Raw genomic sequence first — 23,963 nt, 5'->3', positions numbered from 1 at the left:
GAGTTCGACTATTATACAGAATCGAAACCCGTTGTCAACACCCTGTTGACTTTATTTTTCATCCTGAAAAACCGGAGCCGTTCAACCAGCCCCGAAGAGCCGACCATTATAACCGATCTGCTCCGCTTGTCAACACCCTTGTCAACTTTCTTGCCGTCGTCCCTGAGGCCCTGCCGAGGCGTCGCCCCGAAAGAACCGCATATTCTACCGATCTTTTTCCAATCGTCAAGCAATTATTTTAAGTAATTACCCGTATTGTTATCATCATACTTTTTGGAAACAATAAAAAACCAAAGATAGTGCTTATCAATTAAGATGTGCGATTTGTACTGTTTCTGCACCCAAAGCTGAAGATTAGTTTAAAATCGACATGTTTCGATAGTTCAGCTTCCAGATTTTTATCATATAAAATTTTGGAGCCTTTACTTCATACCAACATGTAAACTGGAGATAAAAATGAATAATAAGAACCCTATTCAAATTGATAGCAATATGCGACAAGAATTTATAAGTCAATTAAGCGAGGCGTTTCTTGCAACCAAAGGTTACGGCATCTATGCTTATTTAAATCCGGTAGATGTTAATAACTTGTTTAACCAATATATTAGCCTTGATATTTCTGCCAAAGATTTTGCTCGAAGATTCGTTAAATCTAAATAATAAAGACAGCCATCTCTCAGAGCTTTATAGTCTTCATAAGACTTATTGCTTAATAATTAACTGCAAACCAACAGCTCGAACTATGCTGTTTGCTGATTCTGTAGACTATACCTTGCTATAGAAGCGATTTCCTCATCCTGATCGTTAACAAACTGTTCTAACGCATGCCCTCGTTTCACCACAATAAAACGAACATAATCATTTTCGTCGTTAATTAAGGCATCCAATAGCCTCTTATCATCACAATATTTCGCAACTGTGGCGCGAACTCGCCAATTACTATCATTGATTAGTATTTCATGGCCCACTTTTTTGCGAGCTACCGCAGCTCTTACCAGTGCAGATTCATCGTTGACTAGTATGTTTAACGCAAAACATAAATCGACACATTCTAGTCTGATATATTCATCCTGCTCTTTCAATATGTCTTCTTCACCGTAACTTCTGCCTGAAATCGTTACTGTTTCATAGCTTGTCATTTTATTTGCCACCATTAATCTCTACACTTAATTCCATATTTTATTTAAAAAAATTTTATAAAACTTTAATCTAAAAGCTTTTGGGATAGAGATCACTTTTAATTTAGATCTAAAATTTTAAACCTTCTTTTTTCTCATCCTCTTTTAGATCATTATTAATTGCTAATAATGAGGCGGCGGCTGATCAATGCCCTCTTCAACATTTATAACACTTGACAGACTTTTAATGCGCTCATTAAGCAATTTACAAGTCGCTTCTAGCCGAGTAATTTGCTGTTGTTGCTGACCAACTATTTTATTCAATTCTTGAATAAGATCCTCCTGATACGCTACTTTTATTTCTAGTTCAATTATTCGATCTTCATGCATAATTAATTTCTTGGAACTTACTAATTGGCGTTTCAATTTTTTCCTTCACAGCTTATTCAATTTATAAGCTTTATGAATATCTGTGATAGAAAAATCTGACTATTAATTTTATTTATGAGCTAGAATAAGACTTAAAACTTTTAAACTTGCCATTTATTAACAATAACTTGCTCATGCGGACCTTTCCATTTAGCACTGAAACAGAAAAACATCTAGCATGATCCGTGCTTGTCTGAAAAATAACATTTTATTAAATTTATGGTCAAAAAATCACTCGCTCAAGTTCAAAATTACTTAATATTTTAATCATATTTTTGAGATGTCTACTCTACTATTCCGCCTTACGAATGTACCCGAAGACGAGGCTGATGAAATTCGTGAATTGCTACGATCGAATGAAATTGACTATTATGAAACATCCGCTGGAAACTGGGGTATATCCATGCCCGCACTCTGGCTGATAAAAGATGAAGATCTTTTTAAAGCCCAGCAATTACTTGAAGAGTACCAACGCCAAAGATTGATCACTCAACGTGAAAAATATCTGCACCTTAAAAAAACGGGAGCAAATATTTCACTTATCAGCAGCATCAAAAAGAGGCCTTTGCAATTTATCGTTTATTTAGGAGCCATCCTGTTTATACTGTATATCTCCATCAAGATGGTGTTTGAATTTGGATTAAGATTCTAGGTTTTATTATTCTCATCTCTCCTGATCTTATTGAGTCTCTGCTTGAATTTTTCTTTATTTAAAAAGAAATATAGTAAAATCAAAAGTATAGGCCAAACTAAAAAGACCAATAGTTTCAAAATAGTTCCAAAGCCCATAATCGCCACCCTAATATTGTAGATTCGCAATCTAGTGCGTTAGGTTAACCGTAAATTTACAAATTAAACTTCAAACGCATTCGCCATAATTTTTCAAATCAATAGATAAATACCTATACCCACCCATGCCAAGACTATCACCCACCAAGACAACCTCAACACCAATAACAAACACGAAAACCAGCGTCGTTGATAAATAAGTGGCTCCTGCATTTGCTGATTGTCTGACTCCACCAACCCTACATGTTGACTAGAAACTGTTTTGAGTTTTTCATTTAAGCATCTAGCGCTACTTTTCTGTTGCTTTTTTTTATATAGATCAATCCCTTTTTGGATACATTGGACAATCAGTTTGGTTTGTTGTTTGATTTGATTGGAACATTGAGCCCCTTCGGCTTTTTGCATCGCTTCATCCTGAATCTCTCGCGACGGCTTCTGACAATTCTGTTTGATCATATTTATTGATAGCCCATTGATTCTCAATAGCTTAAAACAGCGATTCTTATAAAACGGAAATCACCAAAGCAATAATCACAAAAAGAGTAAAGATGCTTTTATTAGAAGGCTCCGCTATTACTTGCTTCAGCTCAGCTATTAATTCATGTTTAACATTGCCTGACCTTATGATTCCTTTGCATTGTCCACGAAATGAACTCTTTTCCTCCAGTACCTCCTCTTCGGCAATAAGCTCGTAAATTTTCAAATAAAAACTGCCGCGTTTCGGACATTTAGACTCAGAATCGCTTCGTTTATGACCACATGGTGGTCAGTTACTCATCCCTCAATTCTCCATAAAAGACATTCTTGCATACTCGTTTATTTATCTTTTAAGACAATCGATACGGTTCCATTTGAATTGATTCAATCAGGCAGCCGAACATAATAATTTGTCCGTTATACCGCTCATTTCCAGTCGAAGAAAATTCAAACTGAAATGAACGCCAAAAATGTATTTTTCCTATTTTATCTCTTTTTAGCCAGAGACCATTCAAAGCGATATAGTCATCCAGCATTTGAACATTCATATCCAAACAATGCTGCTTGGTTGCTTTAAGCGCTATTGATTTTACCTGCTGAGCACTGAACCAGTACAGATAAGCAATTATTAATAAACTGATTAAAACGATATCAATTATCATGCAATAGATAGTTAATGTTCAGATATGTTGCGTTTATTGCACTAAAGGTTATCATAAACTATTGTTTCAGGAGATATTATGAAACTTCCTATTACGGGTGGTTGCCTTTGTGGTGCTATCAGGTATGAAATCTCAGCCAAGCCCATCAGTGGCTTCAATTGTCATTGCCGATCATGTCAAAAAGCGCTAGGCGCCCCATATTTAGCTGCCATGCTTGTGCCAGCATCCACTCTTAAAATAACCGGCGACTATAAAGAGTATGCCACTATTGCTGCCAGCGGCCATACTGTTTATCGTGCATTCTGCCCCCAATGCGGAAGTACATTGTTTGGCAGGAATAGCACTTTTACTGAATTAAGACCGGTTACCGTAGCAACACTGGATGATCCGAGTATTTTTCAACCACAACGAGATATTTGGGTAGCCGATGCTCAACCATGGGATTATATGAATCCTGATCTACCGAAATTTGACGGCAATCCTTGGCATTGATCACTTTACCCCATAAATTTATTCAATTTTACTTAATATACATCATTTTCGGGTTAACCTAGGTTTTCTCAGCTTGATGTAATTGGAATACGACCAGAATCAGTTCATGAACATTCTATTGTTTGACTTTATGGTTCTAGTGCGAATAAACATGAGTTTGTAGGTTTTTTTATATAACTGCATCTAAACAAAGTGCAGGCCATCCATTTTATTTTTCCAAATACCCCATTCAGCCTGTAGCTATCAACGGCGGCATATGAAGATGCCGCGCTTGGTACGATATTTTAGAAATGTCTGTACAACAGATAGTTATTTATCTTCTTCGTTAATTGAATGAACTTATCTGCCAACCATTGAGCAATTAACGACAGGGCGCTCAAGCGCCAACAATGCCACATCAATATAAATGACTCATGACATTGTAAACTTTGTTGTAATGATTGAACCGAGTAAGGAAGTCCTTATTACTCCCCAAGCAATAATATTTAACGTTGCATGGCATGCTTACATAATGAGGCATACCTTAAGCTTGGAAGAAATGAAACACATACCCGATTTCATTAATTCCATTTTTAAATAATATTAAAGCATAATTGGTACCTAAACAGACACTCTCGCAACAATTTTCATACAAATCAATACTATGGATAAACCCGTACAAACCCGAAAAGCAACAGTTCCATAAAACTCCGGGCTTTCACATATTTAAGACCAATTTCAGCGGGTTTTATCTCGATCATTGTATTGAATATGCGATCCCATATTGAAAATACAGCGCCATAGTTACGATCATGCTCTTCTCGCCGAACTGAATGATGAGCCTTATGTAAATAGGGAACGATGATAATCCGGCCCAGCCATTTCTCGCCTGGCACTGAAATATCCATATGATGAAATATGACAAATACAGTAATTGCAGCTTCACTGATGATCACCACGGCCTTATCCACGCCCAATACAACAATATAAAGAGCTTTTACGCCGGTAGTAAGCAATAGCTCAACAAAATGTAAACGAAATGCTGTTGAAGCGTTAAAAGAAGGATCGCTATGATGCACCTTGTGAAACATCCACAAGAAGCTAAATGTATGATTGGCCTTATGCCAGAAATACAAAGTCAAATCGAGCAGCATAAATGACACCACTATCTTGACAACGGGATTTGAAATCCGGCTCAGCAACCCTTCTGTGGAATACTGATCAGCGATAGTCAATAAAGAATAAACCGACAACAGCGACATCAAGATGCTATTAAAAATAAACATGATGATGTTGGTTAAATAATTCTGCCGAAAAGTTTTTAACGACCTATCATTATTGGCATAGAAGCTTTCAAATATTAACATGATAACGAAAGCCATTAAGATCACCAGCAACTGCAGCTGCTCATGGGTAAACTCGGGTAACAATGATTGAACACTAGGAAATGTAAGTTCTAAACAAAATTTTCGCAGCATCACATCCTCCTCATATAAGTTTGAATAAACTATACAATTTAAGAAAATTTGACGTCTTAACTAACAATTCACTTGATGCTCTAAGTTATACTGAAATTATTTATCTTTTAAATTCAAATAGTTGACATTAAAAAAAGGTAGCTAACTTCTTCAATACCCTTCAATTTACTTTATTGATATTATCGTTCAATCTAACACGTTAATCTTAGTCGCGCCTTATGATTAAACAGAAAATTTAGATAATCCTTTCCCTGTGCGCAGTTGAAATATTGCGCACACGCTGATGATCCGTGTTAGGCACTGCCTTTTATAAAATTTTTCATATTCAGCAGACAAATCACTTATCACTTGCCGAGAGTCAATGGTTTTTGGGATAAATATCTATTGATTATTATAAATAGGCACTCCTGATGACTGTTTTAAAGCCAACCGGCAGTCAAAGCACAGCAAGAGGAATTCGAGCCTAATCCAGTGGAATAGCAGCTACTCTAAGTGCCCAAAGCGTCCATAAAAGAAATACTTCAAAAACCAGTTGCTCTTGCGTTGATTTACCTAGGTATTTGCACCAATTCTACTGCTTTTGAAAATACGCTACATTTTGACTCAGGAAAAAACTTGAACCTTGCTTTAGAAGTTTTTCTATGAGTCTACGAACTGAATCACTTCATTCGATTGCACGCATAAAGATTTTTTCCGCTGGATTTGTCAGTTATACGTAGTTAGGAAGCAATTATGAAAAATAAAGATAAAGACAAAGATAAGGATGTCGCTAAAGCAACACCAACCTCATCGCCTCTAGGCACCGGGTTGATTGCTTTTGATGATTTGGATCGTTGGTTTGATAATTTACTTTCCCGTCGCTGGTTGCAATCGGACTGGAAATTTCCTAATTGGCCGGAAAGAGAATTTGCTCTAAGCCGAAATCTCCCAAAGGTCGATATTATCGGGCACGATAATGAAATAAAAGTTCAGGCTGCCCTATCGGGTGTAAAAAAAGAAGATCTGGATGTTTCAATCAACAAACAAACCGTCACTATCCGCGCATCCTCCAAACAGGAGGAAGAAACAAAAAACGCGGATTATTACTGCCGAGAAATAAGCCGCGGTGAGTTTCAACAGACTTTATCTTTACCTATTCATATGGATGGCGAGAAAGCTAAAGCGTCATTCAAGGACGGGATACTTGACATTACCATACCCAAGTCAGAGCAAAGTAAGCGCAGAAGCATAGAAATTATGTAATGTCTGATTACTTTGAGCTACTTTTTTCAAAAACCACATTTTTTAATACTTTAGGATTCTTGAATTATGTCTACTAATACATCATCTACTACTTCTTCTATTACTGGCACAGTTAAATGGTTTAATGCTGACAAAGGATTCGGCTTTATTGAGCAGGAAAAAGGCCCAGATGTTTTTGTTCATTACAGTAACATTAATAACCCAGGCTTTAAATCACTCAATGATGGACAAAAAGTACAATTCAACGTCACAAAGGGGCAAAAAGGGCTCCAAGCTGAAAATGTAATTGTTATTTAATTTTGTGCAGACGGATGCTTTTTATATCCGTTCCACGTCCGATTTAATGGCGCTAATTTCATCGCCTAAAAAGGAGGGTCAGGGTCAGATGGAGACAATAAGAAAAAACTTATTTATCGCACTCACCCCGACCCGCTCTTAGTGGTTAAAGGCAATATCTTCTGGCTGTACGATAGAGATTATGCGTTGTACTCTGAAGAGAAGATACTTTATTCAAGTCAACTGCACTAAATTTAAGCAATGACTTGAATAGCAGAAGTTTGTCGGCTTTATCTTCATTCCGAAGGGTAACTGTATTATAGAAATGGCGTGAATAGATTAACAATAATTATAAGCATCTACCAATCCCTGTAGCCGAAGCCCATCGTAAAAGGATTCCTCAACATTTGAAAAAATGGAGTTGAAAAATGACCCGATCAAAATTCATAGGCGTCCCCATTGAGTTAGATGTCGATTTGCATGATGGGGAAGAATTTCTGGGGAGGTTCAAAACCAGCGCAATCAGTTTTGACGAAATCAAGCTTGCTGCAAGAGAAAAAGTATTAGGCAGCCGTCATTGCGTTGACATTACTTTTACGATTGATCATGGCATCAATAAATATTTCAGAATGAAAGGGATTCTTTCACATCAACCGGAAAATATTCTAAAACTATCTTTTTCTCGTTCTTATCTGAAATATTTCGAAGCAATAAACCAATTGTTGATGACTATTGACGAACCGGATGTGCAACCGGCTAAAGGCCCGGCCAATAACTTTGACGTGTGCAAAGATTGTACAACCTATTCATCCTGCCTTATGTCCAGTTTGGAAATTTCCGACCGCCAGCAACTGCAAAGCATCATTTCTCAACAATATTATCTGGACAGCGGCCAACATATTTTTCACGCCGAACAGTCGTTTCGATATCTGTATCTGGTCCGTTCCGGCACGATCAAATCCTGGTGTGTTTTCGGAGATGGCCACGAACACATCATTCAATTCCATTACCCGGGCGATATCATAGGATTAAGCGCGATCAGTTCTGGCATTTATGACTGTAACGCGACAACACTGAATACCTGTAGCCTTTGTAAAATACCTTTTGATCAATATCAAAAATTGGTTGATAGCACCCCTTCACTCAGCCATCACTTTATTAAGCTGATGAGCCGGGAAATCGTTCAAAATAAACACTTGATGGAGCTGCGCGGCAATAGAAGCGCACCTGCACGTCTCGCCATTTTTCTGAATGACCTGTCTCGAAACCTGAGCGAACGCGGATTTTCCGCAAACTCCTTCAATTTACCCATGAGTCGTCGTGATATAGCTGATTATCTTGGCCTCGCTGAAGAAACCGTAAGCAGGGCTTTCAGTCAACTTCAGGAAGAAGGATTGCTGGACGTCCAACGCAAATACATCCGTATACTCAACAATAGCAATGACATAAGAAGCTTCAATATCCAGTAGTCGCTCCAGAATAAGGCATTGACGGCCCTTGCAGATATCACTTCTCTGACTGAAAAGAATCCTGTCTTGGCTGATTCTTTATCTATGCGCTGGAGTAGCGCTCATTAATTATCGAGTTTAATGTTACGCAACTGAGTTGAGTCAATGTGTAAATTCTAAAGAAAAGCATAATTTATTTAGGATTTTTTGCCCGAATACCAGTTCTAATTTGTTACTTAGAACATACTTGCCACTAGCAATGAGTGTTACGGAGCAACTATGAAAAAACCGATTTTTATATATTTTCTAGCAATTGCTCTAATAACGGCAATTTCAGCCAATTTACAGACAATAAATGCATGGGCTCAAATACCCATATCCAATAACCCTCTGCCGGAAATGCTAAAAAAAGTAATTCCAGCTGTCGTCAATATTTCTACTCGTACACGGTTCAACCATTTAGAAAACCCCTTATTGAAAGACCCTGCCTATCGCCAATTATTTGACAAGTCAAACAGGCCAATGGAGTGGGAAGTCCAAAATCTTGGATCAGGAGTTGTTATAGATGCCAACAAAGGCTATGTCATTACCAACCATCATGTTATTTACAAAGCTGATCAAATAATGGTGACACTACAGGATAACCGAAGCTATGAAGCGACTGTAGTAGGCAGCGATCCGAACACGGAAATAGCCTTAATTAAAATCAAATCCGACAGATTAATCGAACTTCCCCAAGGTAATTCTGATGTATTACAAGTCGGCGACATCGTCGTTGCAATAGGCAGTCCTTTCGGTCTTGGTCAGACGGTCACCTCCGGCATAATCAGCGCATTAGGACGCTCCAGCCTGGGCCTGGACGGCTATGAGGACTTTATTCAAACTGACGCTTCTATCAACCCCGGAAACTCCGGCGGTGCACTGATTAATTTGCAAGGTGAATTGATTGGCATCAATACGGCCATAGTCGGTCCTAACGGAAGCAATGTCGGTATTGGATTCGCCATCCCTATTAATATGGCTAATCACGTTGTTAACCAAATTATTCGATACGGCAATATAGAGAGAGGACAGCTAGGCATTCAGATTCAAAATCTCGATCCGAATCTGGCCCGGGCGTTTAACATTGATCAACAGGAAGGAGCTGTTATTTCGGGTATTGTTCCCGGCTCTCCAGCTGATAAAGCGGGATTGAAAAAAGGAGATATCGTCATTGCCATTAACGGTCAACCAGTGGATACCTCAACTAAACTGAGCAATAGCATTGCATTAATGAGAGTAGGCGATAAGGTCATTCTTCATATCTTCCGTAAAGGCCAAAAGAAAACCATAGAAACTCGAATTGCAAAACCCCATAATAAAACGAGGCTTGCTGATCAATATTAGCCACTTTCCTACTCAGGAATATACACGGTTGGTTTACGAATATTAAGGAATCCGGTTATGAAAATAACACAGCGACGGTTCATAAATATAAATCAACACATTGAATCAATGAGTGAAGTCCGGAAAAGCTTCCTACTGATGGCCTGCGTCTGGTTTATCTTCATGATGGCAAGCGGAGGGCGCATGCCGCTTACCGCCCTACTGATTAATCAAAATCGATTTTTTGCTCTCTTTACCCTGCTGCTGGGCAGCGCCATGGATGCTGTCTTAATAGTGGAACTGTTGCGATCGGCATTCCCGATGACTCGAGTATGGGGCGACATCAAACACTTCAGCATTATCGCAATTGTCTGGGTGATCTTGATACCGTTGTCGGTTCATATACTGCTATTAATCACCCAGCCCAAACCTGGCAGATCATCCAGTGCTCTACCGGACTCAAGCCAGAATACCAGCATCTATTTTATAGCCCAATCGCACAGCAGCTATTTCAGTCATTCATACTTTATCTGAGCAGGTGAATAATCATGCAAATTCCATTACAAATTACCTTTCGGGGCATACCTCATTCTGATGCCGTAGAAGCCAGAATTCGCGAGAAAGTAGCAAAATTGGAGAAATTTCATAGCCATATCATGAGCTGCCGCGTTGCCGTAGAATCGGAACATCAACGCCATCACCAGGGCAATCAATACCATATTCGTATCGATATCACCACGCCTCGGAAAGAGCTGGTCATTAGTCGGGAACATCATGACAAGCAGGCTCATGAAGATATTTATGTTGCCATACGTGATGCTTTTAATGCAGCAGCAAGACAATTGGAAGATTACGCCCGTGTTCAACGTGGCGAAGTTAAAACCCATAATTTGCAGAATTTCGGAACAGTAGTGCGCTTGCTACCTGAAGAAGATCATGGCTTTATTGAGGCCGAGGATGGCCGAGAAATTTATTTCCATAAAAATAGTGTGGTAGAAGGATTTGATCAGTTAGAGGTGGGCAGTGCAGTTCGCTATGTGGTAGAAGAAGACGATCTCGGCCCTCGGGCCAGCACTGTTTACACGTAAACTACCCTTTTTAATAACTTATCCTTGATCTGATCGGCGAAAGAATATTTAAATTCACAGACCGATCAGACTCCCGCCTTCTTGATATCTGGCAGTAGTTCGTTTGGAAAAGCGGGCACTTTATCACAAGCTCTTACTTTTTAGCCCTGCATTAATCATCCTTACCAATATGCCTTCGCAACAGTTTCTGGAGCCTGAGCATCTTAATTTTAAATACATTGACGCATCATTAACCTTAATCAATTTAATTAAACTATGTTACTTAACCTATTTTTTCTGTGTTATATAACGCACTTTAGTTTAATGCTTGCCAGAATCGACTCCCCAGGTAGACACACCAACTGAAAATCAGGGTATATCACACAAAAATACTTATGCCGGCGGGATATTCAAATCGTTTTTTACGAATTTCTGCTCATGTCATTGACAGTGATTGCTTCAATACATGCACCAGAAGCGCTTCAATCTCGGCATACTAATCAGTAAAAAATCATATAGTTAGAAATAATTACACTCCGTTCAATAAGTTCCGGCACTCCAACCAAAACCAAAAAGTCCCATGGCATACTTTGTGCTTCCTTTATATAGAGGTAATTAAACAACAAAGGCTGAGGGAGCGATTTGATATTTCGCCTTTTGCTGAAAATGTTATTAACAACAATAAAATGTCCTAGGAGGACTTCATGCTAAGCTCGACATCTTTTAAAAAACTGGCCCTTTGCTCAATGACAACTGCCATATTGGCCGCCAGCCAAAGCGGCTTTGCTCACACCCGGCTACAAACATCGACTATCCTTGAGGGTACAAGAGTCTACAATAACGTAGTCATCGGACACGGTTGCCATAATGCCACCACCAACTCAAACAGTACCCCGGTAATGGGCACAAGCGTGGTATTCCCGGACTCTACCGCTACTGTTACCTCCAAGCCAGTCGGCGCCGCCGCGGATGTTGCACCTACTGCTGCCGGTTCCGTGACGGATTGGTTAGATGGAGCCGGAGAGGGTTACAGCAAGAAAGTTTATAGCAAGGAAGTCTTTTCAGCCGAAGGTCAAAAAACCAATTCATTAGGCAATGCGGTCGGATTCTGGACGGGAGGCGGCAGCCTGCCAGGAATCGGCTATACCGGCCTCATCCCTTTCAAGACAGACGCCGTCAGCATCAAACCTGAATCCTGCGCCAAAACCGTCACTTTCGTAGTGCCTATTTCCGATGTTTGTGAGCTGACCCCTGCCAACGGATTCAGCGACGAAAATGTTAATATGTGGACACCTACAGTGGGTTCTAATTTTGACGGCATCGGACTGCATGGGGAAAATTCACCGGCCACGCTGAAAGTCGTCAGAAACACGACAGGAACTCCGGCTACTTTGACTTCTGCCGAAGTTAAAGCGAATCCACTGCCAGCATCTTGCGGCGAAGGCCTTGATATAACCATTACGCCAACTGCTGAGCAGATCAACCGCGATATGCCGGCTATAGATAACGGCGTGCAAGTGTGGCCTGCGCAATAAGACTGCCTGAATAACAAGTTCTTACTTGCAGCCATACAGGTTGCGTCAGCAGTTCGGTTCAGTTCTTTTATTGCAAAGGAAACCTGAGCTTTTACCAATCTACGGCGACGGATATCGCCGTAGATTTTCATTTTAAATTAAGGTAACGTTCCTTTTTTTAAAATACATTGAGCTTTTTCCTTATTTGTCTCAAGCCAAGGAAAAAGCCAGATCTTGATCAGCAGTTCACCATACCAAAACTAACAGAAAGTACAGGAGGCCTTATGATTTTATTCCAGTGCTTCACGCTCTTCATAAGCATTTACTCACTGACGAAAATAGAGCGCTGTTATGTTTGCATATGTCGCAAGAGGCAGCCTTGAACTCAACTAAAACCTGGATGACTTGTCTATGCTTGCTGATTCCCGGGATATTATCAGCTGCCGGGAACGCCAATAGACTGGAAGAACAAAGCGTCCGGTTCCTCATGACCGAAGACACAGGAGCCGAGCTACAGTTGGAAGCCAGACAGGCGCCATTGGCTCAGGTGCTTAACCGTATCGCAACCCAGACAGGCGTGCGGATAAATTATTCGGTTCTGCCTGAGGGACTCGTGACGGCAACTTGTGTGGGGTCCACTGTAAAACAGGTTCTGGAATGCCTGCTGGCTCATAAAGCGGATCTTATTTTTCGATATCCCTCGCAAGCCGCAAAAACTGTCTCGCCCAAGCAACCAGCGGAAGTCTGGGTGCTCGGAGCAAAATTCGATGTAAATCAAACGAATTCCGAGACGTGTATATCAACTGGATTTCAGCAACAGGCAACGCAAAAGCTGGTTGACGTAAAAATGGACTCGGCCCAAACCGAGCCGGAGCCGGATGAGACCAATGAACTGGTGGAAATGGCAAAGTCGGAAAATCCCGCGGAACGGGCAGAAGCTATCGGACGCCTAATGGCGGCGGGACGAAAAGATGATGCCTCCGTTAAAGAAGCTCTGGAAACCGCGCTATCGGATAAGGATGCAAGGGTAAGGGTGCAGGCTATTTTCAGTTTGTCGCAGCGAGAAGGCGCCGGAGCTGCGGCAGCGCTGCGAGAAGCTATTCACGATACGGATGAAGGAGTACGACTGACGGCTGTTGACCGGGCGGGAGACGATGTCGCCTTGCTCCAGCAAGCACTGACTGACGAGGCAGAGTCGGTACGGGAACTGGCAGCAATGAGGCTTAAGTCGATCTCGAAACCAAATGATTTTCGGTGATTACGCAATAACTTCCCATTTTTCCTGGATGTTCATAAGCGAGTAGAGCATGTCAAGAGCATAAAAGCCAAGAGCCATAAAATAGGGTAAAATCTCCTGTTCACATATGTCTTTCATCCTGAGGAGGAATGAGAGCGAGGTACGGATTTTGAGACAACCGCAATCAGCCTGCTGACTCAAAGAATAAATGGTTGATAAAATACCGTCATCAATTTGTGATTGGTAGCGGTTAATAATAGAGCTCCCGGCATTGACATTTTCTTTTCAGTAAGAAATGGAGCCGAAAAAGCAAGACGGGTTAAACCCCGCTTGATCAAAAAATGGCCGGGGACAAAATGAGCAACACTTGTTTAGGGTTAATTTTCCGCTAGCTTGCTAGTGGCATGAGGAGGATATTTATGAAAATTGCATCTTTAAAAAAAGCTTTTATAACGGCGTCAATCTTGGCCGTGGCAGGAAACACGGGTATCGCGTTGGCCCATAGTGGTGGCGCGATAATCGATTCCACCGGCAATAATCCCAGAGCAACCGATCTTGCCGTTGTCACTTGCTTTGATGATGGCGGTGGAGCGCCGCACCATCTTACCGCCCAGGTAAAGGACATGTCCGCTCCGGTATCAGGATTATTGCTGAGCCTTCATCTTTTCAAAGGCAACCAAATGACGAGCATTACAGATACCGTCTCTGGAGACCAATTCTATAGCCCCACTATCAGCCTTAACCGTGGCGCTGGTGTGTATTACATGTCAGTCACTAAAACCAAAGCTGGCCGTAGATCTTTTGATATCATCTGGCATTGCATGACTAGTGGCAATCAACATACGGGTACGGACATCCAAGTATTACAATTCCAGTAATTGTTAATGTTGGCGGTACCTTGCCTGATCGCTGGCGCCGCCTTCAAACAATTTAATAGCCTGCCTGCGCGATATAAAGTAAAGATCAACAGATGAACCAGCGAATATTAACCCTATTCTGCGCCATGCTGGCGCTCGGCCCAATTCAGACAGCAATAGCAGCCGAAACCGGCAGCAAAGCGCCTGACTGCACATTAACATCGATCGGCGATGGTAAAAGTTATAACTTGCAACAATTCCATGGCAAAGTCCTTTATATCGATTTCTGGGCCTCCTGGTGTCCGCCCTGCCTGAAATCCTTTCCATTTCTAAATGAATTGGAACAGGACCTCAAGGAACAAGGACTGCAAGTCATAGCCATCAATCTGGACGAATCATCTGAGGATGCTCAGGCATTTCTCGCCAAGACCCCGGCACAGTTCATTGTAGCAACCGATTCAAACGAACAGTGCGCCAGAAGCTTCGATGTCAAGGCCATGCCCTCCTCCTACCTGATCGACCGCAATGGCGTCATTCGTCATGTCCAGTTGGGTTTTCGGCAAGGAGAAGCCAAGGAGCTTCGAACGCTGGCAGAACAACTGCTGACGGAAAATCCAAAACCGAAATAACGAAGACACGTACGATAAAATAAGAATAATTTTAAAATTAAGTAAGCCTTCATTGCAGGTCAGGCAATCGCCTTATGCCTCCGGATATCGCGGTATAGCTGAATATAAACCTTAACTGCGTTTAGTAAACTGATGACAGTAGGGTTTGTAGAATTTGGTCAGCTATATCATCGATCTGATGAGAAACAAAAAATGAAAATAATAAAACAAGCGCTGCCAGCGCTATTTCTCGCCGCAAGCGCCTGTGTGTCGGGATGTGCACAAGTGGCTCCATGGGAGCGCGGCAATCTGGCCAAACCGCACATGGCATTGGATCCTCACCCCTTGCAAAGCGCATTCCGGGCCCATAGCTACGGCAGCCGTGAGGCCGCATCGGGCAGCGGCTCGGCTGAAGGGGGCGGCTGTGGCTGTTATTAAACTCAAATCAAGCAAGCCCCGCCGAAAACAGCAGAAGCCCTCGAGTCCCATAAGCACGTCCTTGCACGCATTGACTGCGGCAGCTCTGTCCCTGCCGGGGTTGATGCCGGCATCAGCCAATGCCGCGGATGAGGAAGCCAGCTTTCAATATGGCCACTACCAGGAGGGTAAACGTGATCTTGCAGGCGTGAATAGCCGGTTCGATCCTATTGAGGTCAACACTATTCAGGGCAACGCGAAAATCAAATTGTCTGACCGGATCAAATTTGCATTCAATTACATACAGGATACCTGGAGCGGCGCCACGCCGGTTGCGACTGCGCCGCTGTCTTTTGGCGGCAATAAAGAAGGCGGCATAATTGCCGGGGCGACGCCCTTCCTGCAAAACAATACGGTATTTTTTGACAGGCAACTGAATCCGCTCAAGCAGGATCCATCAACCGGCCAGTTCACAAAAGACCCGCAATTAGTGCACACGCTTTCCACCGCCTCACCGGAAACCCGCAAGCAGGGGGACTTCAAGCTGGGTTACGAATGGGATGAGGCGGCGCTGGACGTGGGCGGCGGCATTTCCTCGGAGAGAGACTATGAATCCCGATTCGGCAGCCTGGCGGGACGTTGGGACTTCAACCAGAAACTCACCAGCCTGAATCTGGGTTTAAGCTACACCAACAGTGATACCGACGCTACACTCGATCACGATGCCACGCCCTATATCTACGATACATCCGCGGGTTTACGTGCTTACAACAGTACCTCCACCAACAGCCAGATTGAGCTCGAAGGCGGAAACAAAATCCTGTCCGGCAATCGTCAGGACTGGGCTACGACGCTTGGCCTGACCCAGGTGCTGAACAAGAATGCCGTCATTGAGACCGGCGTGGGTTACACGCGCAGCACCGGGTATCTGGCCAATCCTTATAAAGCCGTGGAAACCGCGTTCATTAATCCTGATCAAACGGGCGATGTCTTGAGCGGATTCGCTATCGGCCTGCTTGAAAAACGCCCCGATGAGCGAGATCAATTGACTGCCAACATGCGTTATGTGCAGTACATTGAAGGCCTGGACGCAGCGGTGCATTTTGATTACCGATTTTTTCACGATGACTGGGGGATTAATGCCCACACTTTCGAAGCCGACTGGAGCCAACCGCTGGGCAATGGCTGGACCGTTACGCCCAGGGTGCGCTATTACTCGCAGGATGCAGCCGACTTCTATCAGCCTTACATGATCTCCCAGCAGGCATACAGCAGAACCGCCGTCGATGCGAACGGCAACAGGATTTCGCTGAACGCCGATGCGCCGAATAATGGGCTGGAGTATGTTTATGATCCCGACACCGGCAATTATGTTGACCAGAACGGTGGGCGGATCCATGAAACCCAGTTTAACCCGATACCCAAAACCGTCTATTTTGATCCCAATAAGCTGCCCGCCCATTACAGTAGCGATCAACGTCTGTCGGGCTATGGCGCCTTGAGCGGCGGCATCACCGTCAGCAAGCAATTCGCCAAAGGCGTCACCCTTGAGGCAGGCGCGGAATATTATACGCACGCCGGTTCATTGAAGCTGGGTGGCGGCGGTGAAGGCGACTATGCGGATTTCGATTTTTACATGGTCAACGCGGCGCTGAAAGTGGATTTGTCGGCGCTCGCGCCGACCGGCGGCGATGAGCACGCCCATCATCATGGTCATCACGGCGGCCACGCGCCGGCCGGCGTCATGTTCGACCACATGCTGAGCAAATCCGGCGACTTCATGGTCGGCTACCGTTATATGTACGGCACGCAGGCCGGCGACATGCTGCACGGCTCCAGCGAAATCAGCGATCAGGTCATCGTCAATAACGGCTGCGAAGGCAATCCCTGCTTTCTGGCTCCCAGCGGCATGAACATGCACATGCACATGATCGATCTCATGTATGCGCCGACCGACTGGCTGAACCTGATGCTCATGCCCCAGTTCGTCGATATGGATATGTCCATGCGCAAGCTGGACGGGGCGCCGCCGCCGGCTACCGATACCGAACGCGAGCTCATCACGCATCACACCTTGCACGAAAGCGCAACTGGCGGCATCGGCGATACAGGCCTGTATGCGATGATCAAGCTCTTCGACAGGCCTAACCATCACCTGCATGCAACCCTGGGCCTCAGCGCGCCGACCGGCGATGTTGGCATCAAGCTCAGAGATACCCATCGCATAGAGGCCGGCTTTATCCACTACGGCATGCAGCTGGGCAGCGGTACCTGGGATTTCAAGCCGAGCATCACGTACACGGGCCAGATGGACCAATGGTCATGGGGCGCTCAGCTTAGCGGTACCAAGCGCCTTGAGGATAAAAACGAGTCGGGCTTCGCGTTCGGCGATATCTTCCAGTCCACAGCCTGGGGCAGTTACAACCTGCTGCACTGGCTCTCGGCATCGGTGCGCGGTGTATATACCGTTCAGGGATCGGTACGGGGCGAATACATCGAGCCATTCAATCCGCTGGGACCGATGGATTACCCGTCCAGTCATGGCGGGCGATACTGGGACATCGGCCTCGGCCTCAACGCCGTCGTGCCCAGCGGCAGTCTTGCCGGCAACCGGCTCGGCGTCGAGTGGCTTCAGCCTGTCGATGACGATGTCAACGGCTATCAGCTCCCGCGTGACGGCGCGCTATCAGCCACCTGGAGCTACGCGTTTTAATCCGGATCGCGGCGTACTTATCTGATGAGCAGTCTTGAATGGCAATAGCATGAAATTCTATCACTCTACATTCAAGGCCATGGGCACGCCGTGCGACATCCAGCTCTACGCCAGAACGCAGGCGGAGGCCAGACAGGTTGCGGACGCGGCCATTGCCGACGTCCATCGGCTGGAAGCGCTTTATTCGCGCTACCGTGACGACAGCTTCCTGTCCGCCATTAACCGTGTGGCGGACACGGGCGGCAGCATTGCGGTAGATGAAGAAACGGCCGGGCTACTGAATTATGCGGCGACCTGTCACGATCAAAGCGATGGCCTGTTCGACATCACCTCCGGCATTCTGCGCCGCGCCTGGCGCTTTGACCAGGGCAGACTGCCTGACCCTGCGCAGATTCAGGCATTGCTCGAAAAAGTGGGCTGGCACAAACTGCGCTGGAAACCGCCGATGCTCGAATTCCCGATGCCGGGCATGGAAATCGATTTCGGCGGCATCGTCAAGGAGTATGCCGCCGACCGTGCTGCGGCGTTATGCCAGGGCGCCGGTGTCCGGCATGGCGTGATTAACCTGGGCGGCGACATCAAAGTCATCGGTCCCCGTGCCGACGGCAGTCCGTGGCGCATCGGCATACGCCACCCGAGGCACAAAGAGGCCATCATGCAGACGATTTTATTGCGGGAGGGCGCGCTGGCCAGCAGCGGCGATTACGAGCGCTGTATTATGGTGAATGGCGTTCGCTACGGCCATGTACTCAATCCCAAGACCGGCTGGCCGGTGCGGCATTTAGCTGCGGTCAGTGTAATCGCCAACTTCTGCGTCGTCGCAGGCAGCGCCTCCACTATTGCCATGCTCAAGGAAGAGAATGGACCTGCCTGGCTGGACAGCCTGGGCCTGCCGCATTTATGGGCGGATATGCACGGCAGAACCGGTGGTTCAATTGAGGCGCAGGCGGTTACCGAGTAATCCATTTTAAAGAGAACGCCCACCCCGAGGTGATACTCAATAAAAACAGGTGGTCAATTTCAACCTGAATCAGGTGTTCCATTTGGGCCGGAATATACAATGCCAGCCCATGCAGATCAGAAAATTTATAGCGTTTCGACCGCCGCCTGAGTTAATAAGCCCACCAGCTCCGCTCGCGACAAACTGTTCAATCTGTTCTCTCTCCAGACATATTCATCTTTAATGATCAAGCCGTTTTCCTTGTAAAAGCTTCTAAGGCTGGTCATCATTTTCACCGGATTGTATCGATCGTTAACATAACGATCCTTCATGTCTATGTTTTTACGATAAATCAGATGTTCGTGCCAAACCCACGAGCCAGGACTGTTAACAAGGCGTTTGCCCGCTCTTTTCAAGGCCATGGAAACGCCGGCATCTTCAAATACATTGGGATAACCATCATGTAAAAACAGCGCCGGGTTCACGGTAAATAGCGTCGCGCCGATCGGGCACCAATCGCACTCCCTGAACTGAGCGGTTTCCAGATCATAAACATGCTTTCCCTTATCATAAAGATCGAGCTGGACTAATTGATCATCAAGATAAGTGATTTCCCCCCCGCTAAACTGCAAACTCTCGTCAGGAAAAATCACTTTACAGCAAACCGCGCCGATATTGTCGTCCGAGGAAGCTCTGACCAGCAATTCCTCCAGCCAACCGGGTTCTGCAATTTCATCATTGTCAAAAATAATAAACCAGTCTCCGGCGGCATGCTTCAGCGCTTCCCGCCGTCCACCGGCCGGACCCAGGTTAGTATCGTTATAAATGACCTTTAAATTATCGAAGTGGCCTTCAATATGAAATTTAATGAAATTCACCGTCTCGGGAACGGAACCGTTATCAAACAGGATGACTTCATGAGGGATATGGACGGTTTCCTTCAAGCTGATCAAGGCTTCCAGGGTTTGCTCTTTTTTACCGTATGACAACATGATGATGGAGACAAAATGCGCGAATTTTCCATTTCTTATGTCCTGGCGCATCCTTGCTTCCTTTTGAATCAGCTGCGTATTGGCCAGTTGCTTGTCATTCATGGCCACCGTCGTTTGCTTGTTGTGCAATCGATGGAAATACAATTTATCGGGAATATGGACAAATGCCTGCGTTGGATAATGAAATGCAATGCGCATGAGCATGTCATAATCTTGGGCGGAATCAAATCGCGGATCAAATAATCCCACTTTGGCAAAAGCGTCCCGGTGGATCAGCTTGAGGTGGGTCGCAAACATCCTGTCGAGATTCTCTAAAAAATAATTCTGCCTTGGCAAATGCTCGAATGAGATCCTGTTAACTTCCAGCCCATCTTCATCAATGTTGATGCGTCCGGTATGCAAATAGACCGTATCATTTTGCCAGGCATTCATAGCCACCTGAATTGCGTTATCGGCCAGGTAATCATCGCAGTCCAGAAAAGCGATCACATCACCTGTTGACGCAATCAATAACCGGTTTTGCGTGGCCGATATACCCTCATTTTTAACCGAATATAATATTTTTAGTTTTGGCTCATCGCGATATTGTTCGATGATCTTTCTGACTTCGGGATCCGTTGATGAATCATCGCAGATGACGACTTCCAAATCCTCGTAAGTCTGCCCTAAAGCGCTCTCAATGCACTCCCGTAAGTGAGCGGCATGGTTATAGACTGGGATGACAACACTAACCTTTAACTCCCTGGAACCTTTCAAAAGCCTTCTTCCTGGAGTTCGCGGAATAAATAAGGCCTTTAAATTATGCTTTAAATTAAAAGGTATAAGTCTGATTAAAGGCTGCAAATATTTATTCTGATACGCCCTAATAAGTATTAGCCAGACAGTCTGTTGCAACATGAATATTTTTCTGGATTTTTCTGCCACGATACGCCGGAAAGCTCTTAAAGGTTTGGTTATCCGCCATGATAAAGAATTTAGTAACAATTCATTAGCCTGTTTAGTATTTTCTAGATCCTGGTTGGCAGCCGATAGTTGAAGCAGCAGTTGTTGCTTTTCCTGATCCAGGCCAAAGCGCAGCGACTCCGTCTTTTCCAAAAGTTTACCAAGTAGCCTTGCATGCGCAATAATTTCAATAATCTCGGACGTCGACCATTTATGCCGCCATTTTTCTACCAGCGCATTCAAGGCATTCACCGAGCGCGCTTCATCTGAAAATACGCCTTCGCCGGACGAGCCGTTCATTATCCTGTAATTTGCAGTAACATGCTCGTTCCAGATAAATTTTCCGTGTGCTTGCAACTGCAACCAGAAATCCCAATCTTCGAATAAATCAAACGCTTCATCAAAACGGCAAGCGGCAGGGCTCTCAATAACGCTTCGATGAAAAAGCACGGCATGGACAGGTATATAATTTTCCAGTTTTAGCGCGGCCGGATTGTAGTCCTGATTAAACAGCTTAATTGCAGCGCCTGTCTCCTGGTCGATACACCTGACGCCGGAATAGGCCGCAACACAATCAGCGTTCGGTTGATTTTCAAGTAATTCCAGCAATTGCCGGATATGTTCCGGTTCCAGCCAATCATCATCATCCAGAAAAGCGATATATTTGCCGGTGGCCTTTTCAAGCCCCGCATTGGCTGCTTTTGACCGGCCCATGCTTTCAGAAAACTGCAGTGGAATAATAGTGATACCGCCAGTATTGAACGGGCGGATTGTTTCGCTGACATCATCTCCGCCATCATTCACGACAATAATTTCAATTTTGGAATAAGTTTGCGTGGCAATAGACCGTAACGCTTCCGCCAATAACCCCGGACGGTTTTTTGTGCGAACGATTACAGTGACCAACGGTAAATTCTCGACTCTATCCATAGAAAAATTATTGTTTTTTTGCATAGTTATATAATATTTGGAATAAAGCGATGGGTCACGAAAATCATTGTTTCAGCCGTTTTTCAATATAGACTCGCAAGGTGAGCATTCTTCCTGGCATGTCTCCCCAAATGCCATTTTTTTCAGCCTCGACAAAGGCTTCCGCGAGTCCGGATTGCCCGTTTTCGGACAGATAAAGCCCCCGGTAAGCAGCCAGGCCCATGCTGGCGGTAAGATAGTCGCAATGCGCGAGCGGCAGCTCATACCGGGAAAGCGCCGACCGTTTAAGCTCGGCCACGCTACGGATATCGACCACCCAGGTGGCGGGAAGAGGGCTCCAGATTTCGTAGAAAAAAGCCCGGGCCTTTCCTTGCCATCGCCTCCAGCAAGCGCATACGGCCTGACCGATGGCTACGTGGTCGCGGTGATAGTCGAGCATCGACGGCATAAACAGCCAGTCCGGCTGAAACTGATCCAGTATTGCCATGATTTTCCGCTCGAAATCGGGCGTATTGCGGAAATGACCGTCGGGTTCGTCAAGAAATATCAAGTCATCGATCCCGAGCTCCGCCAGGGCCGCTATCGCTTCCTTTTTGCGAATTGCCACCGTGCCTTCGGGCAAACTGCCCGCTCCACCGCCATCAGTGACAAAAACAACCTTGATTTCGCAGCCTTTTTGCCTGAGCAATGCCAGAGTCCCGCCGCATCCTATGGTTTCGTCGTCCTGATGCGGCGCGAAAACCAGCACCCTGCCGTTTTCGGGCAGCGCTAATGCTTTCGGCAACGGGCACGGCCTCAGTCTGGCTATCCGGGCCTGCCACCATTTATTGATAAATCTTTTCATAATTATTTGCGATTTTTACAATGTCCGGCCACGCTTCCGCTCTTGCCAGGCCTTTTTGCGCAATTGATTGTCTCAGCGCCCCATTGTCCAGCAGACGCCGCATGGCGTCAGTCAGCGCTTCAGTTTCAGGCGGAATCAGCAGCGCGCCATCACCAACGACTTCCGGCACGCCGCCCACCGCCGTGCATAACACGGCCAGTCCGGCCGCCATGGCCTCGAGATTGGCAAGCCCGAAAGATTCGGAAGCAGAAGTGCTGACATATAAATCGGCGGCGCACAGGTATAGCCCAACGTCATCAGTGGAAGCAAACAGAATATCCCTCCCAAGACCTTTCTGTTTGCCTAAAGTCTGCAGACTACTGTAGTCCCCTTCTCCCAGAATCACCAGCTGAATATCAGCTTGTCTTTTCAGCCGGGCGCAGGCGTCGATCAGCATGGGAAACTGCTTGACCGGCGCAATGCGTCCGACTCCCAGCACATGCAGAACATCATCCTGCCAGCCCAGCCGCCGCTGCGCCTCTTCCCGGCTGTAGCGGTTCAGCGCCGGCCGTGCGTGATAAATGTGCCGCCATGTCGCCGGAATAGACGCAATATTGAGGCCAAGAGCCACTTGCTCCATGGCACTGCGCGTCGGCGATACGACCCAGGACGCAGCATGCAGTGTGCGCGCCTCCCAGCGTCGCATCCAGTGTACCACGCGCGCGCCCATCCGGACGCCGTCCGCATGAATGGCGTCCGTATAGCAGCCGAAGCCGTGTTCGGTCACGCCCCAGCGCGCCTTAAGCCCGGGATGGAAGCGTGAAAAAAAGCTGAATCCGGCGGCAATGATGGGATCATGGCAATGCACATGGGTATGCCCGTGCTTTGCCGCTATCCTGGCGGCAAGCCGGCCCATGTTCAAACGCTCCAGGACCACATAAATCAGTATCGGGAAGTCGGTATCGGCACTCAATCCTGCGAACAGGCTGGACAGCAGACGATGAAGTTTTCGCTGCCATGCCCTGGCTCTCACGCCTAAGTCGTCCTGGCAGGCGTAATCGATCACGATGTTTCTTCGCTGAAATTCATCGACTAAAGGCGCAAGGCTGCGCCCGAGGCCATAACGCCTGTCAGCCTGGGTTTCGCGGGTCACCATGAGAATTTTCAT

General features: G+C 45.4%; 26 protein-coding genes. 17 read left to right on the top strand and 9 right to left on the bottom strand.

From position 1 onward, the window contains the following. Positions 1–242: hypothetical protein (locus METLU_RS28865; RefSeq protein ID WP_231383687.1), on the top strand; the 242-nt coding region annotated here is incomplete at its 5' end. A gap of 214 nt (positions 243–456) precedes the next feature. After that, the gene (locus METLU_RS0123520) at positions 457–660 is read left to right on the top strand and encodes a hypothetical protein (RefSeq protein WP_027160328.1); all 204 of its coding nucleotides are present in this window, start codon (positions 457–459) and stop codon (positions 658–660) included. A gap of 80 nt (positions 661–740) precedes the next feature. Here the strand turns inward: METLU_RS0123520 and METLU_RS0123515 are convergent, their stop codons facing one another. Both METLU_RS0123515 and METLU_RS0123510 read right to left on the bottom strand, forming a co-directional pair. Further along, positions 741–1,139 carry a HEAT repeat domain-containing protein gene (locus METLU_RS0123515; RefSeq protein WP_231383686.1) on the bottom strand — a complete coding sequence of 133 codons (399 nt, stop codon included), beginning with the start codon at positions 1,137–1,139 and terminating at the stop codon, positions 741–743. A gap of 162 nt (positions 1,140–1,301) precedes the next feature. Further along, entirely contained in the window at positions 1,302–1,544 is a 243-nt protein-coding gene (locus tag METLU_RS0123510; protein WP_407939103.1) for a SlyX family protein, read from the bottom strand. A gap of 283 nt (positions 1,545–1,827) precedes the next feature. On the opposite strand from METLU_RS0123510, the gene METLU_RS0123505 reads away from it, so the two are divergent. Further along, on the top strand, positions 1,828–2,199 hold the full coding sequence (locus METLU_RS0123505) for a DUF6164 family protein (protein WP_027160325.1): 372 nt from the start codon (positions 1,828–1,830) through the stop codon (positions 2,197–2,199). Between the two features lie 230 nt (positions 2,200–2,429). Here the strand turns inward: METLU_RS0123505 and METLU_RS0123495 are convergent, their stop codons facing one another. The 3 genes from METLU_RS0123495 to METLU_RS0123485 all read right to left on the bottom strand — a co-directional run bounded on the left by METLU_RS0123495 (position 2,430) and on the right by METLU_RS0123485 (position 3,475). Then, the gene (locus METLU_RS0123495) at positions 2,430–2,792 is read right to left on the bottom strand and encodes a DUF2956 family protein (protein ID WP_027160324.1); all 363 of its coding nucleotides are present in this window, start codon (positions 2,790–2,792) and stop codon (positions 2,430–2,432) included. Positions 2,793–2,838: 46 nt separating this feature from the next. Continuing rightward, entirely contained in the window at positions 2,839–3,039 is a 201-nt protein-coding gene (locus METLU_RS28860; RefSeq protein ID WP_051300185.1) for a hypothetical protein, read from the bottom strand. 124 nt (positions 3,040–3,163) lie between these two features. Further along, entirely contained in the window at positions 3,164–3,475 is a 312-nt protein-coding gene (locus tag METLU_RS0123485; RefSeq protein ID WP_027160323.1) for a DUF3301 domain-containing protein, read from the bottom strand. A 78-nt stretch (positions 3,476–3,553) separates the two neighbouring features. Here METLU_RS0123485 and METLU_RS27595 point away from each other — a divergent pair, with 78 nt between their 5' ends. Beyond that, entirely contained in the window at positions 3,554–3,967 is a 414-nt protein-coding gene (locus METLU_RS27595) for a GFA family protein (RefSeq protein WP_081679189.1), read from the top strand. A 641-nt stretch (positions 3,968–4,608) separates the two neighbouring features. On the opposite strand, the gene METLU_RS26380 is transcribed toward METLU_RS27595, so the two are convergent. Then, positions 4,609–5,424, bottom strand: coding sequence for a sterol desaturase family protein (locus METLU_RS26380; protein WP_051300183.1), 816 nt, complete (start codon positions 5,422–5,424; stop codon positions 4,609–4,611). A gap of 732 nt (positions 5,425–6,156) precedes the next feature. Here METLU_RS26380 and METLU_RS0123470 point away from each other — a divergent pair. From METLU_RS0123470 to METLU_RS0123405, 13 genes are all read left to right on the top strand, one after another. Next, entirely contained in the window at positions 6,157–6,666 is a 510-nt protein-coding gene (locus METLU_RS0123470; RefSeq protein WP_036243438.1) for an Hsp20/alpha crystallin family protein, read from the top strand. Positions 6,667–6,732: 66 nt separating this feature from the next. Continuing rightward, positions 6,733–6,963 (top strand): cold-shock protein, encoded by a 231-nt coding sequence (locus tag METLU_RS0123465; protein WP_036243437.1) that lies wholly within the window; start codon positions 6,733–6,735, stop codon positions 6,961–6,963. Between the two features lie 407 nt (positions 6,964–7,370). Then, positions 7,371–8,411 (top strand): helix-turn-helix domain-containing protein, encoded by a 1,041-nt coding sequence (locus tag METLU_RS26375; protein WP_081679188.1) that lies wholly within the window; start codon positions 7,371–7,373, stop codon positions 8,409–8,411. A gap of 258 nt (positions 8,412–8,669) precedes the next feature. Next, positions 8,670–9,776 carry a Do family serine endopeptidase gene (locus METLU_RS0123455; protein WP_027160320.1) on the top strand — a complete coding sequence of 369 codons (1,107 nt, stop codon included), beginning with the start codon at positions 8,670–8,672 and terminating at the stop codon, positions 9,774–9,776. Between the two features lie 57 nt (positions 9,777–9,833). Beyond that, positions 9,834–10,289, top strand: a complete 456-nt coding sequence (locus tag METLU_RS0123450) for a hypothetical protein (RefSeq protein ID WP_027160319.1) — start codon at positions 9,834–9,836, stop codon at positions 10,287–10,289. A 14-nt stretch (positions 10,290–10,303) separates the two neighbouring features. Then, entirely contained in the window at positions 10,304–10,843 is a 540-nt protein-coding gene (locus METLU_RS0123445; protein WP_027160318.1) for an HPF/RaiA family ribosome-associated protein, read from the top strand. A 683-nt stretch (positions 10,844–11,526) separates the two neighbouring features. Continuing rightward, positions 11,527–12,357 carry a hypothetical protein gene (locus tag METLU_RS0123440; protein WP_027160317.1) on the top strand — a complete coding sequence of 277 codons (831 nt, stop codon included), beginning with the start codon at positions 11,527–11,529 and terminating at the stop codon, positions 12,355–12,357. Positions 12,358–12,823: 466 nt separating this feature from the next. Next, positions 12,824–13,594, top strand: coding sequence for a HEAT repeat domain-containing protein (locus METLU_RS0123435; RefSeq protein ID WP_196806596.1), 771 nt, complete (start codon positions 12,824–12,826; stop codon positions 13,592–13,594). A gap of 398 nt (positions 13,595–13,992) precedes the next feature. Then, positions 13,993–14,451 (top strand): hypothetical protein, encoded by a 459-nt coding sequence (locus METLU_RS0123425; RefSeq protein ID WP_027160315.1) that lies wholly within the window; start codon positions 13,993–13,995, stop codon positions 14,449–14,451. Positions 14,452–14,543: 92 nt separating this feature from the next. Further along, positions 14,544–15,059 (top strand): TlpA family protein disulfide reductase, encoded by a 516-nt coding sequence (locus tag METLU_RS0123420; protein WP_027160314.1) that lies wholly within the window; start codon positions 14,544–14,546, stop codon positions 15,057–15,059. A gap of 192 nt (positions 15,060–15,251) precedes the next feature. Continuing rightward, a complete protein-coding gene (locus METLU_RS0123415; RefSeq protein WP_036243436.1) occupies positions 15,252–15,476 on the top strand; it encodes a DUF4266 domain-containing protein in 225 nt (74 codons plus the stop codon). Then, positions 15,463–18,168: a DUF3570 domain-containing protein gene (locus tag METLU_RS0123410; protein ID WP_196806595.1), complete on the top strand. Its 2,706-nt coding sequence runs from the start codon at positions 15,463–15,465 to the stop codon at positions 18,166–18,168. The genes METLU_RS0123415 and METLU_RS0123410 overlap by 14 nt, the downstream gene beginning before the upstream one ends. 49 nt (positions 18,169–18,217) lie before the next feature. After that, positions 18,218–19,129 carry an FAD:protein FMN transferase gene (locus METLU_RS0123405; RefSeq protein ID WP_027160311.1) on the top strand — a complete coding sequence of 304 codons (912 nt, stop codon included), beginning with the start codon at positions 18,218–18,220 and terminating at the stop codon, positions 19,127–19,129. A gap of 125 nt (positions 19,130–19,254) precedes the next feature. On the opposite strand, the gene METLU_RS26990 is transcribed toward METLU_RS0123405, so the two are convergent. The 3 genes from METLU_RS26990 to METLU_RS26980 form a co-directional block, all read right to left on the bottom strand. After that, positions 19,255–21,972: a glycosyltransferase family 2 protein gene (locus METLU_RS26990; protein WP_027160310.1), complete on the bottom strand. Its 2,718-nt coding sequence runs from the start codon at positions 21,970–21,972 to the stop codon at positions 19,255–19,257. 64 nt (positions 21,973–22,036) lie between these two features. Beyond that, on the bottom strand, positions 22,037–22,816 hold the full coding sequence (locus METLU_RS26985; protein WP_051300180.1) for a PIG-L deacetylase family protein: 780 nt from the start codon (positions 22,814–22,816) through the stop codon (positions 22,037–22,039). Further along, complete coding sequence (locus METLU_RS26980; RefSeq protein WP_081679185.1) at positions 22,797–23,963, bottom strand: glycosyltransferase family 4 protein; 1,167 nt, start codon at positions 23,961–23,963, stop codon at positions 22,797–22,799. Before METLU_RS26980 ends, METLU_RS26985 begins: the two co-directional genes overlap by 20 nt.

The organism is Methylobacter luteus IMV-B-3098 (assembly GCF_000427625.1).
Taxonomy (GTDB): Bacteria; Pseudomonadota; Gammaproteobacteria; order Methylococcales; family Methylomonadaceae; genus Methylobacter; species Methylobacter luteus.
Note: the sequence above shows the minus strand (reverse complement) of the source record. Positions and strands in the feature narration are given on the sequence as shown.